Source organism: Chryseobacterium nepalense, assembly GCF_023195755.1.
In the GTDB taxonomy this organism is placed as follows: domain Bacteria; phylum Bacteroidota; class Bacteroidia; order Flavobacteriales; family Weeksellaceae; genus Chryseobacterium; species Chryseobacterium nepalense.
This window is the reverse complement of the sequence record NZ_CP096203.1, coordinates 281,178-300,536: the sequence shown is the minus strand read 5'-3', so window position 1 is coordinate 300,536 and position 19,359 is coordinate 281,178. Positions and strand designations below refer to the sequence as shown.

The following is a 19,359-nucleotide window of genomic DNA, read 5'->3' as shown; positions in this document are numbered from 1 at the left end:
TAAATTATCATGAAAGAAATAAATATCAAAAATGTTGCAATTACTTTTGCAGTAGCACTTATCCTTTGGTTCATTCCCGTACCGGAAGGTGTAAGTGAGAACGCATGGCATCTTTTTGCGATTTTTGCGGCTACTATTTTAGGAATAATTCTTAAAGCGGCGCCTATGGGCACGATGTGTATGCTGGCCATCGGTTTTACTGCACTTACGCAGGTAATCGCTCCGGGAGATGCGGGAAAATCTATTACCAAAGCGCTCTCCGGTTTTGGAGATAAGGTAATATGGCTGATCGGAATATCTTTTTTTATAGCCAGAGGATTTATCAAGACCGGACTGGGAAATCGTATCGCGTTTCTATTTATCCGGATATTCGGTAAAAGTTCTCTTGGACTGGCTTACGGACTAGGACTGGCAGATGTCTGTCTCGCTCCGGCAATTCCCAGCAATACAGCCAGAGGCGGAGGAATTATTTATCCCATTATGAAATCAATGGCAACCAGCTTCGATTCAGTACCTGAAAAACCTGAAACGCACAGAAAATTAGGTTCATATCTTACGCTCAACAGTTATTATATGAATCTGATTTCCTCTTCGATGTTTTTAACGGGAACCGCCAGTAATCCGATGTGTCAGAAATTTGCAGCTAACCTGGGAGTCAATATTACATGGATGTCATGGGCTGCGGCAGGCTTTATTCCAGGATTGGCAGCATTCTTCATCGTCCCTTTGGTTTTATATAAACTTTATCCGCCGGAATTGAAAAAAACAGGTGATGCCCCGAAAATGGCCGCCGAAAAACTGAGAGAAATGGGCCCTATCAGCAAAAATGAATGGCTCATGCTTTTTGCGTTTTTCATATTGCTTACGCTCTGGATTTTTGGAGGAAGCCTGTCTATTGATGCTACAACAACAGCTTTCATCGGTCTTACGTTACTGTTACTCACATCGGTTCTTACCTGGGAAGATGTGAAATCTGAAAAAGGAGCATGGGACACCATTGTCTGGTTTGCGGTTCTGGTGATGATGGCAAGTTCCTTAAATGAACTGGGATTTATCGGATGGTTCAGTGATCTTATTAAACAAAAAATCGGAGGTATGACGTGGACTGTTGCTTTTCCGGTTATTATTCTGGTGTATTTTTTCAGTCACTATATTTTTGCGAGTGCCACGGCACACGTTGCCGCCATGTATGCCGCTTTACTGGCGGTAGGAATTGCTGTAGGAATTCCGCCAATGCTCCTGGCAATGATGCTTGGTTTCTTAGGATCTATCTACGGTGTACTTACGCATTACGGGCATGGCCCTGCGCCTGTGTTTTTCGGAAGTGGTTATGTTGATCTGAAATCGTGGTGGCTGCGTGGCCTTGAAATCGGAATTGTTTTATTGATTATTTATATGGGACTTGGCGGAATCTGGATGAAAATTTTAGGATATTATTAATAAGTCTGTTTTAAAGCAATTTAAATTAAACCCTTCTAATAAAGCAGATCAATATTTAAATATATTTTTAAATTTAATAAATACTGTTATTTTTTATCGGACTTTATAAGATATTTCAACCTTAAAATTAAAAGAATAAGAAGTACGAGAAGCAAAATCACAAGATGTATTACCGAATCAATATTATCCCTGAGTGATCCGCCCGCCTGAACCATTGATATATATATTTTCAGAAATGGCGAAGTGGGAATCAGATCAGACATTACCTGAATGGCAGACGGCAATGATTGATAAGGCATGGAATACCCCGTAATCAAAAATATAGGGTAAGACGAAAATACCAATACCTGAAAAGCAAAAAGTTTACTTCTGAAAAAACTTCCGATCAGCATTCCCAAAACGATTATGGAAAAAATAAATATAACCGCAATAAGAGCAAGATCCATAAAGCTTCCCCTTACCGAAACGCCAAACACTGAAAAATTAACGATGGTAAAAAAAGTTCCGAAGATCATAAAAATACACAGATAAAGAATTCCTTTCCCGAAGATTAATTTTGAAATACTGAATCCTGAAATCTTATAAAGCTCCGGCAATTTCTTTTCTTCCCTTTCGGATGTAAAACCTGCAGCAACACCAATCAGTAACGTCTGCTGAAGAATAATGGCGAGCAACCCCGGCAAAAGAAAAGAGCCGTATGTCATCCCCGAATTGTATAAAGGTCTGTAATCCATATTGATGGGATTGGTCATTTTCATGGATTCGTCTTCACCCATTCCCTGCTTATTAAAATAGGTCTTTCTTACACCGGCTCCCACCGTAAGACAGACTTTTGTTACGGTACTCAGCAAATCGCTGGAAGGCAGAAAACGGGACGCATTTAAGACTAAATTTACATTGCCCTGTTTTTGGGAAAGAATATATTTTTCAAGATCTTTCTGAATATAAAAATACCCTTCTACTTCGCCGTGGTACATTTTCTCCTGGGCTTCCGAGATATTGGAAGCCGGAACAATTTCAATAATAGGCGTAACATTAAGCTGATCGGTAAGTAATCTTGAAACCGCAGATCCGTCATCATCAATAAGAGCCAGCTTTACTTTTTCTTCACCTTTATTCAGGTAAATACTGCCGTACATAAAAGCATATAAAACCGGAGCAATCAACAGAATAAGAAAAAGGCTGGAATCTCCAGAAATATTCCTTACTTCTCTTTTCATTATGTTAAAAATATCTTTCATGCCCGATGATTTTTTAGATACCGGTTAATTTTTCTCTGAAAAAATATGATGGCCACCGGAAAAGTAATTCCTATAAAAACCAGGAGCCTTACCATCTCCGGAATGGCATATCCAATGGGAAGTTCCATAAAATAAAGTTTGATGAAACCATCCAGAAAATGTGTATAAGGCATGATGTCTGCGTACAGCTGATCGTACCACGGCATTGCCCATCTTGGAAACGTAAAACCACTGAACACAAATGCCGGTGAAGTAAAAAAAAGTGCTACATCCACCACAAAAAGAAGGTTGTCTGAAATCGCGGAAAGCATCATTCCGATCCCAATGCATGAAAGAGCCAGTAATGTATATAATATGAAAAAGCTGAAATCCGTCTCCGGTTTTCCTAGATCAAAAACAGGAAACACCACAAAACTGATGAGGATAAATAATAACCAGGCTATACAAAGATGAGCCAGTAACTTTCCGGTAATGATCTGTGAAGATGAAGCTGAAATTTTCAGCAGACTGTCTATTGTTTCTTTTTTAAATTCGAGATTAAGAATAAGAACGGAAGCGACAATTAACGCCATCTGCAAGCCTACGGTAACTAGCCCCGGGGTAAGATACATCTGATAATTGAATTCCGGATTATACAGAACCGTTGTGTTGAGTTTAACAGGCTGTACAAGAGCATTGGCTTTATCAGCTGCCATTCCCTGCTTTTCCGCTTTTTGAAGCACCACCGCAAGGCCTCCTTTAATGATGATTTCGGCAGCACCTTTATAAATCATTTTTGCAGGAACAAGGTAAGCGCCATTGGTATACAATGTGATATTCGACTGATGATTTTTCTTGGCATCCGCTTCCATATTTTTCGGGAAATGAACGGCTCCGAAAATTTTCCCTTCTTTCATCAGTTGTTCAATTTCCGCATTGCTGAAAACAACATGAGTAAAATGGATGTTTTCATTCTGCTCCATCATATCCGTGAGCGTTCTGGAAACAGAGGACTTGTCTTCGTCCCAAACCGCCATCGGAAGTTCCCTGGCAAATTGTTTCTGATAAATAAAACCGTAAAACAGGAAAATAATGGGCGGAATAATTAGCAATACCACGTAGAAATTAGGAATCGAAAAAATCCGTTTCCATTCGCGTACCATGATGATGCTGATTTTTTTCAAGCTTAAAAAGTTTAAATTAAGGTAAGATAAGCTGTGCTGTCATTCCCGAGCGAAGCCCTTTTATGGCTTTCGGATTTTCGGGCTTTACTTTGATCTGGAAAGTTCTCAGCTCAAATTCTCCGTTCTGTTTTTCAGGGACCCAATCTGCATACCCTAATGCCGGAGCCAGTTCAGAAACTTTACCTTTCACGGTTTCCGGAATACAGCCGGGAATTTTCATCGTTACCATACTCCCCTTATCAATTTTTGCCATCTGGTTCTGACGGAGATTAAATTTCACAAAAAATGAATCGTCTTTTTGAATGGTCATCATGGGATATCCTGCATTTACCATTTCGCCTTTATTAGAAACTATGGTCGATATTCTGCCGGATACAGGCGCTTTGATAGAAGCATTTTCTTTAATTTCCTGTGTAAGTTTTTCCGCTTTCTGGGCCTGATTGAGAATAGCCTGTGCAGAATTTTTCATTTCCCTGTTACTGCCTCTTTCCAGAAGCTGTACATTAAGCTTTGCGGTTTCGAGTTCTTTTTGGGCTGCTTTATATTTAAAATAAATGACGTCCCTTTCCTGACCGGAAACGACGCCTTCGGAATACAGATTCTGAAACCTGCTGTAGGTTTTAGACATCAGATCCATCTGCTGCTGGGCAATCTGCTGAAGGTTTTTTGCAGAAGCCAGCACTTCCGGCTCTACTCCACGATCTATTTTATCCATTTGACTGCGTGCAATCTCAACCGCATCCGCCACCTGAGACTGAATGGTTTCTATTTCAGAAGTTTTCATTTGGGCCACGGTCTGTCCTTCTTTCACGTCTTCCCCCTCCTTTACCGGAATATCCAGAACACGCCCCGGAAGAGAAGCTGAAACATCAATAAACTCAGCATCCACCATACCGATCACAGCATCTTTAGGCGTATCAGCAGATTTTTCTTTCAAGAGGTAAATAAGAGCTGCTGCGAGTACAGCAACCGGAATAAAAACAGCCCAGTAGTTTTTTATAAAATTTTTCATCTGTTGGTTGATTATGCTTCGGATACTATCCGGTTATTAATTTATGCAAGAAATATGCTCAGTCCACGTCTTACTATCACGGAATATAAGTGGTAATATTCTCCGGTTTTCCGATGATATAAAAATAAGTTGCCAGAGCGGTCTGGTAAGCTACCAGTGAGGTAAAATAAAGCTTTTCGGTTTCATACTGCAGCTGTAATACATCATTAACATCTTTTACGGAAGAAAGGCTGTTTTCCATTCTCTTTCTCACCATATACGTTGTCTGATACGCCTGTTTGCGTGATGCATCCAGGGTTTCACTTTGTTGTTTAAGACTCATCATTTTATTTTCAGCTATTTTCGCAGCCAGGTTTACCGATTTCTGCTTTTGCTCTATAAGAAGATCAGCTTCTTTCACCAGAGATTGTGAGGCCAGATTCCTGGAACGTCTTTCCGGGTCAAAAAGTGTCCACCGCAGCTCTATACCTACAAGCCATGGAGGAGTAATTACAGGAAGGTCTTTTCTGAAGAACTGAACATTTCCTATGGCAAATATATTGGGTCTTGACAATGATTTTGTGATATCCAGTCCGGTTTCCGCTTCTGCTTTCTTACTTTGAAGAAACTTTACATCGGCATTTACCGATTGTGATGAAAAAACCGGAAATTCTGCAGATTCTTTCAACATTTCGGTAATTTCTACCGGTTCGTCGAGAGGAATTCCCATCATATCTTTTAAAATGAAAAGAGCATTTTCTTTTTCAGTCGTTAAATTTTTCAGGTTGGTTTCGCCCTGCATTCTGGAAATATCTGCCCAGTTCTTCTGATAAGGGGCAATAATTTCTGCTTTAAGCAGGTTTCCGGCATACATTTCATTCTTCTGTAAAGATTCCAGACTGCTTTTTTGCTTATCAATCATTGAGTTCAGATACATCACCTGTAGATATTGCAGGGTAATATTGTAAGCCGTAAGATCTTTTGAAGACTGAAGGTTTGCTTCGCTGCTTTTTACCTGTTCTTCGGAAAGTTTTCGGGAAGATTTCAGTTTCCCACCAAGATAAATGGGCTGCCGTACAACGAGGCCGGCAAGGAAATAACTTTGTTTTGTGATTTCAGGATTATAATCTGGATAAACAGCACTGATGATATCTTTTGAGGTCTGATAAATCACATTCTGTACCTGCTGTGAAAGCGGATTCCCTGTAATCTGCTGGTAGGCCGTGTTTGCTGAATATACCGCCTGATTGGCAGAGCCTTCAACGATACCGTGTTTTACCTGTTGCAGATTGACTCTAAGAGGTTCACCGATATAATTATACCCCGCAAGAAGATCAAGCTTCGGGAGTCCGTTATTTTTACTGGATTCGAGAAGCTTCTGCCGGGTTTCAAGCGACTGTTCGGCAAGCTTTACTGCGGTATTATTTTGCTGCGCTTTCTCCATGCAATATTTTAAAGAAAACTGCTGACAGAAAATTTTTGCCGAAAGCATTAAAAAAAGCGACACGGAAGTTTTCTTTATGCTCATAACATTTGTGAATGGTGTTTACTATGTTCAGGGCCACTAACAAATTTAATGAAAAAGTACCACATTAGGAAGACATTAACACGTTAAAATAATGCAATGAACACTAAAACATACAATTAGTTATTAATTTTAACGATAACCATAACGCCATAAATCATTTACATAAACTAAAAGCAATATTTAACTGATGGTAAAAACCACTTTTGGCTGTCTGAATAAAAGATCGAAAGGCATTCTGTTTTTATAAATATTCTTTTCAAATCCAGATACGAAGTATTCTGTGTCTCCATTCTTGTTTGAGAAAGTTAACAGTCCATCCGTATTTTTGTTCACCGCATATTGATTGGGAAAATCCAGGGCAAAATGTGCGTTTTCATTTTTCATATATAAGGATATTGTTTTGAAAGTTCCATTTACCAGGAATATTCTTACCGTAGAGGCAACATCCGTAACATATTGAAAACCTGAAATATTATCGGTTTCAATATGAAGCTGTGGCCAATTGGAAATAATTTCCGAATGCATTACAAAGCCTGTATAGTCTTTTTTATAATCGAACACCTCCCTCAATGAAGAATTGTGAAGCACATATCTTTTAAAATCTCTGATTTTAAAATCATTACCTATACTAAATATCCCGAAAAGTAATGATAGAACCCAGGTATTATCTAATTTAAAATAACTTAGTGAACCTTCAGGTAGCATCGTTTCGTCCGGAAAAAGGTAGTCATATGGAAAATCAACAAACTTCAAAATGTTTATGATAAAATTCCTTATAAGATCAGGAAGTTGTCTTACACTATTATCGACAGATAAATTAACAGGACTATATTCCTGATTTTGCGAAAGAATCAGTTCATTTATTTTCAGCTGATGTTTCCACTTTTTGATCTCCTGAACAACTTTAACATTATTCATAACCAGAAGTCTCCCCAGCTGCCACGCTGCCGCATAGCCAAGATCAAGCATATTCGTGTCTTTGCTGTAAAAAATCAATTTTTCCGAATGATCCGGAATATTTTCACCCAAATCGATTCCTTGTTCCGGATTAATGCTAAACTCTTTAAAAACAACATTATACCCGCTTCTCACGAATGGACCATGATACCACGAAACAATTTTTCCTCCTGATTTCAGGTGATGAAGCAACGGTACTTTGCCAAGGTCTATTAATTCCGCGATCCATTGGTTGCCCATCAACGTTTTGTGATAACCAATCTCTGAAAACTTGAGTTCATGAAGAAGTCCCTTTAATGTTTTGCCTTCATATTTCAAAAGAGATAAGATTTCCGATCTTTTCTTATCATCCGAATTAATATCCTTAAATATACTCCCAAAACGGGATTTATTCTTTTCTAAAAATGCAAACAATTTGTCTTCTCCATAAAGCACGGGATTTTCATAGTTTCTTCTCTCACTTGTATTTCCCTCATAAAAACCTTTGAATTTCAAATCATTAAACTGATAAGCATTATTTGCAAGCACTTCAAAATTCCATTGATAAAGAACAATCAGCACCTCTGTTTTTTCTCCTGAAATCCGGAACGTATTTCCCGAACGCATAAGATAAGAACAGACAACTGCCCTGTATTTTTTTTCCGGGAAAGCCATCCTTTTCGAAAGCACAATGGAAGTCTGTGACGGAGAATTCATTTCCGTATTCTGATCTTCCTGAATTCTTACATGCGCAAGATGCCTCATTTCATCAGCATCCGGTAAAAGGTGCATACTTCCCTTAGGAACAGTGAGATAGGTAAATTCTTTATCCTTCTCATAGCCCGGATCCAGATCGGAAGTATTTCCGTTTCTTATTTTTATTTTCGTTGAATCTATACTTCCGGACTCCTGATCAAACTCATCTTCTTCAAAAAGTGCCAGAAAAAGATATGGTATTCTCTGCCCTTCTGAAATGAATTCAAAATCCCACGGAAGAGAGCTTCTCCTGAACTGAACCATAGGAAAAGTGCCTGCATAATTGCCATGTCCTTCTTTAGGCGGATAAACCGATAATATTTCCGTCTGCGGAATCTGACTGACAAATCCTGAAACAATAAAATCTACAGACGATGAAGCTGTAAGAATCTCATTTTCAGATTTCACATTGATACGGTATTTTCCTGCAGCGACCTGAGGAATATAGGATGCTATAACATTTATAGTATTTTCAGCCATAATTATGCATTGATTGAATAGCTAATAATTTCATTATCTGACTGGTATGAGTATATTTCTTTACCAGACAGTACGTCGGTAAAATCCCAGTCGTTTTCATCGAGGATGGCAGCGAAAACTTTTTTATCAGAGCCAAAATCTTCGAACACAGATGCGGCTTCACCTTTTTCTTTTATTTTTTCTTTTTTAAAATCCTGAATTTTTGCGGTACTTTTTTGGGTATAGCGGTAAAGGTTTTCGTCATAACTCTGTATTTTTTCTCCTGAAATGATTTGTCCGGCCTTTGCTTCCGGGAATTTAATTACCGCTCCGGTAGTTAAGTTTTTTATCAGTCCATCCCCTGAAAGTACAGAATTCTGGGTTAACGGTTCCCTGCTCCATAAAGCTTTAGGCATATTCTGAAGGAGCGGTTCCATCATCCAGCCTTTCTGTATTTGAGGCACGCGGCCTTCCATATACAGCACTTCGATATTAACTTCGTGTATAAATGCTTTTGAATTATCTCTTTGATACGTAACTCCAAATGCAGAATTACCAGATATTACTTTTGTATCTTTTAGTGTTAATGAAGTAATTGGAATCTGGCTGGTGAACTCCATCATAAATTCTTTGGGATTCACAACAGCAGCTTCCGTATGATCATCTTTATCCGTTTCTTTGCCAATCTTACCATTGGAAATATTCAGCTTAAGATGATCGTCAGGAATAAATTCTTTTTTAAATTCATACATGCTCAACTGTGAATTTCTGGAAACCGAATCCCCGAACTTCACCGTAAAACTATATCCTGCAACACTAAGATATGCCACTCCTTCCAGATCCGGTCCCCAAATGCTTAATCTTGTATTGAGACTTACATTAATATTGATGCCAAAAAACCAGAAATCCGCATAAAGCCTTACATTAAACAGCAACTCTAAATCAGCCTTATAACTAAAAGGCTTCCAAAACATTACAAAATGAGCTTCAAGTTTTATTTCAACTTCAACACCAACAGTAAAAGTAAAAGTTTTGGATCCGATCCAATAATCAATAGTAATGCTTTTTGACAGATCTAATGTGTAATTTAATCTACCGATCAACCCGAACATAATTGCCTGTGGCGTCAAAGCAAAATACATCTGGAGTGCAGCCGAAAGATTTCCGCGTCGTAACGAAAATCCTAACCGATACAATTCTCCGGAAGACGGATAATGTTTCGGTACATTAAAATTAGGATGATATCCACCGATGGTAAATAAAAAATCACCTTTCAGACTTTCCGAAAACCACATTGCAAAAACAAAGCTTCCCTGCAGTTTAACTTCTTTAAAAATCAGGTAACTTCCGTCGGTAATTTCCCCCCGCGCGATCACAAAACCCGAATTAAAATCTGCCTGTAATGAAAATGCAAATTTGATCCTGTAGACTTCCGGAACTTCCATCACACTCAGCCCAAGCATGTTAAATACCAGTCCGTTTTCAATATTGAGCGCAATAAGTGCGATGGTATCAATTATTTTAAAAGACTGAAAACGTAAGCCGATTATGATTACATAAGCCCCTTCTTTAGGTGGAATATAATGGTTTAGTTTTGAAAAGATTTCTTTAATGCCTTCTCCGGGACGCGGCCCATTGTTTTTGACAATCTGAATTAACGGGAAATTTTCAATTTCACTGATTGCCGGCAGTTTAAACTCCCGGTTCAGACCTAAACCAATCGCGAAGCCTTTAATTTCAAATGCGGGATGCAGAGGAATTGTTACACCTAGATATCCGAATGCAAATAATGAAGAATATGTGCTTTGTTTTACGTAAGAGCCTAACGCTATGATTTCAATTTTCTGTAGCTTAATGGTCAATAAGCCGTTGTATTCTTCGTTTTTAGCAGATTTTTCACGATAAAAGCCTCCATAAATAGAAAAAGCAGGCGATTTATACTGAAGTGCCAATCCCTGGATTCCAAAAGATGTTCCTTTAAAAAATCCGGCAATTAATTTAAGCGGATCACTTTCTTTTTTCCTGGAATATTCTTTTATAGTTTCTAAATAGTGATTGATATTAAGGCCGACATTTAACCCGATCACTTCAAAGGAAAATCTTGATATGGAAAGTCTGGCCGATAATTTCAGGAGTACCGATTTATTGCCGTTCTGAAAATCGGTATCAGCTCCTACTTCAGTAATTTTAAATACAGACTCCTTGCTTTCCGGATTATTCTTCTGCGGCAACAAAATATTATTATCCGCATCAGAACTGATATCCTGCAGATCTTCAGGATAGGTTAAGAAAGTTTCTCCTTTTCCTGCATTATAATGTATGAATATATTTTCACCTTCATTCAGCATCATGGCTTTACCATCATCAGAATATATTTTTTCCAATTGCGGAAATAGCAATAATGAAAAATCTTCAGGATAAATCGTACTATTTTTGTCCTGCTTCTTCAGATATATAAAACCGATCCCGGAAATGGCATGTTCTGCCGGGATATATTCTCCCACCAGCGGAAGATTGGAAAATCCGATTGAATTGTTGATCCAGCAGCTGAATAACGTGTATTTTCCGGTTTTAACAATCTGAATACTGACCTTTTTTTCCGCAAAATCTGCAGATATAGAAAGGATATTTTCTTTCCCTTTTGGTATTATTAATGACAGCTCAACCTCTTCAGGCAAGATTCCCTCTATCATCGAAAAAAATGATGCATCGCCCACCAAATCCTTCACAATGAAACCAATATCATTGGTTTTCACTTGCAGTATCGTTTCTTTTTCCTGTACAGAACCTGTAAGGATGAAATTTTTATTAAAAATCTGAACATCAGCCGAAAGGACGATCATTTTCGCATTCATCTCATTTTGCTTTTATGATGTAGTACACTGCATGATAAGGAGGTCTGTTCTCGTGGGAAAGTCCTTCACCTGTACTCTGGATCGGAGTAGATGTTTTGGTGTTGAAAAAGGTTGTGGAACGTGCCGAATCCTTTCCATAATAATATACCGTACGATCTGTTCCGTAAACGCCGTGCATTTCTTCTCTCTGTGTCCATCCAAGGTCAATTTCCTTGAAAGGTTCATAGTTACTCTGTATTCCCTTAATATGATGCGTATGAGCAGGAATCTGGCTTGTCTGCAGGGTAACAGATTCCTGGCCCCCTGTACTACCCAATGGATAATTGTCACCCGCACCTACTAAAAAACGGTTTCTTAAATCCGGTACATTTCGGTGCTGCAATAAGTTATACAATTCCGGATAAAGTTTTGCATCAACACGCTGTCCGTCACACAGCAGCCAGTTTTCAGGTATATCCCTGGTGTAAAACGCAACAATACTTCCAACAGGACAGGAAAGTGCCTTTTCAGCTATAAGACCGATTGTGAAGGGAATACTGCCGTCATTATAATCTTCGATATTTTCAAACTGAATCTGAAAAGGATAAGCACCTGGAGGAGTAAGCTCTGATATGCCATTTATCTTTAAACCACTGATTTTAAATCTTATAAGTTCATCTTTTTTAAGTATAAAATCCTGATTGGTTTCCAGAAATACTTCATTCTGACTGCATTTAAAAACCAATTCTTTGATTTCTGTTAACGCATTTCCTGAAATACGTCTGGCCTCTATTTTTATGAGAGAAACCGCATCTTTTGGAATCAACTGCTTCCAGAAAATTGAATGAATTTTGAGCCTTCCTTTTATTCCACGGGATTCCTGATGGATAAATTTCAGATCATTTCCGGATTTGTTGATCAGGTTAAGCTGCACAAGAATCTCCGTATCGGGCTTAATTTCAAAAGATGGTTCTCCCAACATCATAGCTTCTAAAGGAACCGTTGTTTTCTTTGACAGATCTTTAATGAAAATCAGTTTATCCATCGAAAGGCTTTCGCAGACTTCAACAGGATTATTATTCTCAAACACCGTAATGTCCGTAATTTCGCACTGGACAAAAAGGTTTTCCGTATTGGCAATGCTAACAGCCTTTATATGCGGCAATCCATACTCCAACAGGTTGTCATTAAAATCCATTGAAATCTGCAATTCATCTTTTTCTTCTTTAATTTTAAATAGGTTTTCCTTATCACTTACTGTAAAAAATCCTTTCTTCAGTTTTATGATGATGCTTGAATTTCCTGCTCTTGAAGCAAAAGAATAGCGGTCCGGTAAAAGTTTCAGAATATATTTTTCGTTCCTGCGATCAAAAACCTGAATGCCTTTATATTCTTCGCCCTGATAATCCGTAAATATTTCAAAATTGATTCTGGATCTGTAAGTATATTTGGATGAGACATTTACCCCTTTTTCAATATACGCCCACAACTCTTCTTCATTTAATCCTTTGAATAAATACAGATCTGAAAGATTGAATTCTCCTTTATTGTTCTCCGAACCGAAATTGAGAGCATGAATTTTCCGGAAATTAATATTGTCGTTATCGATAAGTTCTTTGAGATCAAGCTGATAACTACCTGCAAGGCGCTCCGAAATATTTCCTGAATGTAATACCGAATTTATATATAATACACTGATTTCCAAGACTCCTTTTTTATTAATATTCAGGTTGACATTATACCAATAATCCAGGTTTATTTCAATACCGGTTTTTTGATTGATCACATCAAATATTTCTTCATTATCTCCCGTCATTCTGCAGTCTATGTAAATTTCTGCCGTATTGCTTTTCTCTGAATTTTTAATCAGATAAAAAGTTATTAAAAACTCATCGAGTTTTATATCAAAAAGAATAAAATTATTTTTACCTGATTCAGCTATCAAACTGATATTCAAGAACATATTAACACTAAGAGTATTATTTCCGAACAGCAGATCATTGTTTCCCGGAATTATCTGAAGTATTGTTTTGTTCCGGATTCTCATAAAAGAACCTTTAAACCTGTCAAAACTCATTAACGGCAGTTCCGGATTTTTTATTTCAAGCTTTATCGTACCCTCTTTCCGGGAATCTGCCCAGGGATTGATCACAGTATTGAAACTGTCAAACTGATCAAGCGAACAATAAAAAATTTCTTTATTCATAATTAGTTATTAGTAGGTTTTATGGATAGCCAGCCTTCTTTCATCATGAGTTCCGGAACAGTTGGGTTGTTGGTATTAAAATCATTAATCGAAGATATTGCCTGACTGTTTGCAAGAATAAATTCAAATGTTTTATAATGATTCTTAAGCTTTTCCGTAAAATTTTTCTCTTTAGCAGCCATAATGCGGGAAAGCCTGTTTCTTAATGAATATTTAGAACGTACATCTTCATTGCCGTTAAAAACCATCAGCTCAATTCTTTTAAAAAAATCCAACAGTATTTCGTATTGTTCCCTGTCATTAATAAGTGTTTGTCTCCGTGCATTCAAAATATCGATTACCTTTAGTTCCGGGATATTTTCTGCACCCAAAGCTTCTGAAAAAGATAATACACCGATCAGCCTGCTTTTAACGGACAGGTTATCTTTTTCCATTTTTATAAGATTTTGTTCTGAAAAAGTATCATACACATAATGCCAGTCATTGTAAATGCTCTCAAATTCAGCATATGGCTTCTCATTGATGAAATAAATATGCTCATCCGGAAAAAAATCATCGGGATTCAAAAATACAGATTGAAGATATTGCTCTGACCGTAGGTTCAGGTTAATGTGAATCAAAAGCTCATCATCGACATCAATAAGCTTACTCGACTGAATCTGAATGTCTTTCGTCTCTTCTGAAGCAAGAACACGAATTCTTTTTAATACCTTTTCATTTTCAGAATCCTGTCTGCTGAACATCTGAAAATACTTTTCTGTAACCACAATATATTTTTCATCATGAAAAAAAGGAGCATCATAAATTATCTCATTGTCCAGGAGTGTTTTTTTTAAACCTGAAGTATAATTGATTATTTCTGCCAAAGTATAATCCTGTCCGAAGTTCGGATCAAAAAGTCTCCATCTTTTATCAAAAAACTTCTGTTCGGCATATTCGTAAACAGCCTGACCAAAAGAAGCTCTTCTTTTCCTCTGATCCGTAACAATATACGCTTCCGGATGACCTTTAACAGAGGGCTTTATCTTTGTGATAATTTTTTGCGTGAAAAGATACTCCCTAAGTTCACTTACCGTTCTGAACTCCCCTTCAATATTGCATTTTTTAAGATCCAACGATTTTGTTTGTGTCAACCGGATTTTTTTAACGCTATTTCCACTTCCCGCAGATAGGTTGCTCTTTTCTTTTTTCAGTTCTATCCAGCTCCACTGATAGCGGTGATCTTTTAGCAGTGTCATTTCAAAGCGATCCTTAGGCGTAAGAACTGGTCCGGTGTATATCGTTAAAGCAATTTTTCTGAGTGCACTTTTAATTTTTTTGTAAGGCATCTGCAGTTTTGTAACAGGCAGAATACCAGACTTTATAAAAAGTTCTCCCTTAGGATGCATAAGAAGTATATAGGATCTGATACGTAAATCCGTTGCTGCAGCCAGCCAGCTTTCCGTATCGCTTTTTTTCAGTCTGACAGCCGTATTTTGCGAAGATTCCGGATAAGGAATAAGAATTCCTTTTTCCATTAATTTAAACCAGATATTGTTTCCTTCAATGATGTAATTTTTCAGAAAATCTCTTTGGCTTATATAGCCTGTATCCTCGTTTTCCATCAGATCATTGAGAAAACGGATCAGGCTTTCACGTTTTTCGATAAATGATTTTGTACCGTTATTCTGCTGATTTGATGCCCTGAACTGATCATCCAGATTAACTACAGATTCATCGATTGATTTATCCGGATTAAAAACCGCTTTCTGAGAACTGTTAAAATAAATTTCTTCAGAAATACTGCGTGTTTCTCCATCGTTGTCATTGTTGCAGTGCCAATAGGCAACACACCCATCATTGTATTGATTCGGATCGCCGATACTTACAGGAATTTTAACCCTGGAATATTCCAGATCGTTGCGTTCGCCTCCTTTTTCGGAAAATATCTTCTGGCTCTCCGTACTTAAATCATAATAAAGTCCGCCTTTCAGATGTAATCCGACATCTAAACGGGTAATAGCAATAGGTGTTGTTGATATACTTTCTAATAACGAAGGATCATAAGCAGATTCCGGCTGAACGCTTTTTAACGCAAATATGGTTTCTTCAATAAAATTTTCAATAAAATTCTCTTTTTTGCTTTGTACATTAAGCCAGCTTAAAACCAGATTCAGATCGTTATTCTGATCCTCTTCCGAAAATCCTTCACCAAAAGCATGATCAAAAGGAGAAAACTCCCATTTTCCTTTATCCGTAAAAGTACCCAGGTGATCACCTTTTTCGTTGAATATTTCAAGTCTGGTGTTGATTGTATTGAGAACAAACCAGCCGAGTACCGGAGAATTGGTATCCTGAAGTTTTTTCCATTTTCCGGAAACCGATACAGGCTGCGCCAACCTCGGAGGTAAGGAAATCCAGTTTTTTTTGGCTGGAATCTGTTGATGGTATCCTGTTGTAACCTCATTTACGGTCATCATTTTACTTCTGCCAAAAGTATCTACCAACCGTATTCTGTTGACTTTAAATGCTCCATTTCTGAATGGATTGAAAGCAGCATTGGAATTGGGAGTCAGAAGATTAAGCCTCGACTCATATTTTTTAATCAGTCCTGTGATGGTTCCTGCTAATTCGCGATGATCTCTGAAACCATTGGGAATGAGTGGCATCATGCTTAATGCACTTGTCCGCTGGGTAAAAATAGTATTAAAATCACTAAGGCTTATTTCCAGTAAATCAATGGAATTAAGGCTTTCTTTTATATTCCGGATATATTGCCTGTTAACGGATTTTACTTTATCCGGACTCCCTTCCGTAATCTGGACATTTTCAACGTCCTGGCTGTTTAGAAAAGCATTGAGTTTGCTTTCAACAAATCCTTTTACCGAATCATTTACAAATGAAGATCCATAATATAAATCCGGATTTTGAGAGTAAATAAGATTCTGAAGGTCATATTTCTTAATAAGATCGGCATTCTGATCATCCAAAATATAGCCTGCCGTTAAAAAATCCTGGCTGAATCCTGTTTCTGGTTTTGGGGTTTTGTGAGCCATAAAAAAAGCTTCCCAATCAATTTTATAGGTATTCCATGAGTTTACAAGGGTATACTTTTTAAAAAGTTGATGATCTTCCTGCCTGAAAACCGGCATGCCGCTTTCATCAAAAATGATATCAGAAATCAAAATTTCTTTAACCGGTTCTTCATAAGAATTTCTCAGAAAATCAATGTTCTTTTTTTCCTGTCCGGAACTCTTCTTATCGTAAACAATAACTGTAGGCGGAACAGGCTCATGAAAATAAAAATCATCTTTACGTTCCAGTATAAACTGATCACCCAGCAGATCTGAAATGTATTTTTTCTGATTATAAATTTTAGCACGAAGCATTTTTATTTTACGTTCCGTATTGAGAATAACCGGCAGCAGTTTTTTCTCCATGATCACGCGGATATTGCTGTTGGAAATATCTTCATTCTTATACACGAAAAGACTCATCAGATAAGTATGCCAGTCCATATAAAGATTTTCCAGGTCGCGATATAACCTGTATTTTTCAGAATCAAGCTGAGCCTGTTTTGCATTTAGACTGTCCAGCCTTTCTTCAATACGTACCGGAATTTCAGGAACTGCAGATTCTTCGTTTTCATCTGGTTTTCGGGAGGGAACAATTTCCCATTTTCTTATATTTCCGTTTGTTTTAAACTGATTTTCATGTCTTTTGTGACGCAGCCTGCTTACCCAGTCGAGGTTTTTATCATTCAGTTCGCCCCAGTTGAGGATGGCTTCCAGCTGCTCTTCCTTCACCAGTTTTTCCACTTCATCATGATCTTTCAAAAGGATGGCTGTAAGTGCTTCCGGTAATGTATTTGCAATGGAAATATTAAGACTTTCCGAACGGTCTTCGTATTCTTTAACGGCCGATTTTTTATATTCAAAAACCCCAAAACAAATTGTTTTTATATCTCCTGAAATGTCACTTATATTAAAAGAATTGATCTTCCATTCGTTAATATTCACGGAAGATTCCGAAAGATGGAGTGCGTAATCATCTGCTTTGAAAGAGTTTCTGTTGACGAAATACCGGAATGCATGATCCGGATCAAATATCACAGCTTTATTGATTTCTTCGGATAGATAATCAATATGTAAATTTCTCATGACCTCCAGCTGTTCTGCAGAAAAATTGCCTTCTGACCTTTCAGCCTGAATTCCCATTCTGAAAAGCTCATCATCCGCCATCTTCCGGAGATCAAGAGACTCTATTCTTTTTTTGAGCTTAATCCTGTTTACCTCAAGCAGTTTTTTAAAATAATCCTGTTCTTTTTTATTTTCGCTGTAATAGCCTATGATGGTATATGTTGAATCAATTTCACCATTAAAATCATCATCATAAAAACCGAAAATACTTCTGCAATTTGCGTAATGGCTGTCAAATGAAAGACTTCCCCAACCCAGGGCGGTGAGCCCTTCAAGATAATCTGATTTTTGACTTTCTTTATATCCGTCTTTAAGATATTTCCTTCCTACATACCGAAATTCAAAACCTTCTTTTATCCCGGAATTTTGTCCTTTTTTTATGATCGGATAAGAGCAAAGTTCAGCGCTGGAAAATCCATCTGTATTGATATCCCAGATATAATCGCTTTCTACAATCCACTCTTCTTTTTTACCGTTTTGATCGTGTTTTATAACCAGCCACCGGTTGGGCACTTCGGGAAGAGTTCCGTATTCATCGAATGTTTTCAGCAGAGACGGCAGCGACCAGTGAAGGTGCATCCCTTTTCCTAAAGTAATAAGATTATCATTGGAGAACGGCCGGGGAATCACCGATTGCGAAACAAACGGCGTAAGCGAATTGATGAATGTTTCTTCCTGCTGATTGAACCAGGGTATATTTTCAAAAACAATATCCTGACCGATCATTTGTTCCGGAGCCTCAAGAAGTAAAGCTTGTATTTTTACAGGCAGTTGAAAATGCATAGTGTAACGGTAAGAATAAGAAGCCATTCTGCAAATGCATCAATGGCTTCCCAATGTTATAAAAGTTCGATTTTGTAAATTAGAATATTATTTTTCCAGCTTTTTTACATTGTCGTTCATCCAGGTGACAAATTCTTCCTTTTGTTTTTCTTGTTCCGAACCATAGCTCAGGTATCCTACTTTAACCGAATTGATTGTAAAGTCATTTCCTAAAAGACCTCCTTTTTTTAATGCTTGCTCAGTTTTTTCCTTTGATGTAACTGCAAAAACCATTTTTGTATAATTGTCATTTTTTTTCGGACTTCCTTGTGCTGCAGAATCTCCCTGGTATTCTACCATGAAATCAACTGTTAAATCTTCCAGCCCCAGTTGTGCTTTTGCAACTTCGTCTCCGATCTTTGTTTCTCCAACCTGTACTTTTTTCAATTCTATTGGTTTCAAGGTTTTCAGGCTGTAAAACTTTTGTGAATTGTCAATGATTCCTTCCAGCGTACCACCCCATAAAGTGATGTTAGCATGTGCTATGAATATACTTTTTGATTCGTCTGCCATGTTTCGTTTTTTTTAGTTATTAATTATTTGAATATTTTAAAAGATTATTTCTTAATTGTAAGCGTATAACAGAACTTTTATCACATCAAAATAAGGACATGATAGAATTGCCGGTTAATTAAAGCTTTAATGAATTGCTGCACGAATATGCATCGAAATTGAGTGTTTCATAAAGGTTATTTTCTAGTTTTCATACAAAACTATGCATTTTTTTAAATCAGACAATATGAAATCTGTATTATCTTAATAATTAATCAATTTATAATATACTTATAATAAAAAAATCCTGCAG

General features: G+C 37.4%; 10 protein-coding genes. 1 reads left to right on the top strand and 9 read right to left on the bottom strand.

The window, feature by feature from the left end; all coding sequences use genetic code 11:
- Positions 1–9 precede the first annotated feature (9 nt).
- Positions 10–1,440: an anion permease gene (locus M0D58_RS01175; protein ID WP_248392892.1), complete on the top strand. Its 1,431-nt coding sequence runs from the start codon at positions 10–12 to the stop codon at positions 1,438–1,440.
- A gap of 86 nt (positions 1,441–1,526) precedes the next feature.
- Here the strand turns inward: M0D58_RS01175 and M0D58_RS01170 are convergent, their stop codons facing one another.
- The 9 genes from M0D58_RS01170 to M0D58_RS01130 all read right to left on the bottom strand — a co-directional run bounded on the left by M0D58_RS01170 (position 1,527) and on the right by M0D58_RS01130 (position 19,067).
- Entirely contained in the window at positions 1,527–2,681 is a 1,155-nt protein-coding gene (locus M0D58_RS01170; protein WP_248392891.1) for an ABC transporter permease, read from the bottom strand.
- Entirely contained in the window at positions 2,678–3,844 is a 1,167-nt protein-coding gene (locus M0D58_RS01165; protein WP_248392890.1) for an ABC transporter permease, read from the bottom strand. Before M0D58_RS01165 ends, M0D58_RS01170 begins: the two co-directional genes overlap by 4 nt.
- Before the next feature lie 16 nt (positions 3,845–3,860).
- Entirely contained in the window at positions 3,861–4,856 is a 996-nt protein-coding gene (locus M0D58_RS01160; protein ID WP_248392888.1) for an HlyD family secretion protein, read from the bottom strand.
- A 76-nt stretch (positions 4,857–4,932) separates the two neighbouring features.
- Entirely contained in the window at positions 4,933–6,363 is a 1,431-nt protein-coding gene (locus M0D58_RS01155) for a TolC family protein (protein ID WP_248392886.1), read from the bottom strand.
- A 180-nt stretch (positions 6,364–6,543) separates the two neighbouring features.
- Complete coding sequence (locus M0D58_RS01150) at positions 6,544–8,535, bottom strand: hypothetical protein (protein ID WP_248392884.1); 1,992 nt, start codon at positions 8,533–8,535, stop codon at positions 6,544–6,546.
- A gap of 2 nt (positions 8,536–8,537) precedes the next feature.
- Positions 8,538–11,369 carry a DUF6603 domain-containing protein gene (locus M0D58_RS01145; RefSeq protein ID WP_248392882.1) on the bottom strand — a complete coding sequence of 944 codons (2,832 nt, stop codon included), beginning with the start codon at positions 11,367–11,369 and terminating at the stop codon, positions 8,538–8,540.
- A gap of 1 nt (position 11,370) precedes the next feature.
- Entirely contained in the window at positions 11,371–13,554 is a 2,184-nt protein-coding gene (locus M0D58_RS01140; RefSeq protein ID WP_248392881.1) for a phage tail protein, read from the bottom strand.
- Positions 13,555–13,556: 2 nt separating this feature from the next.
- Complete coding sequence (locus tag M0D58_RS01135) at positions 13,557–18,515, bottom strand: hypothetical protein (RefSeq protein ID WP_248392880.1); 4,959 nt, start codon at positions 18,513–18,515, stop codon at positions 13,557–13,559.
- A gap of 87 nt (positions 18,516–18,602) precedes the next feature.
- On the bottom strand, positions 18,603–19,067 hold the full coding sequence (locus tag M0D58_RS01130) for a hypothetical protein (RefSeq protein ID WP_248392879.1): 465 nt from the start codon (positions 19,065–19,067) through the stop codon (positions 18,603–18,605).
- Positions 19,068–19,359 lie beyond the last annotated feature (292 nt).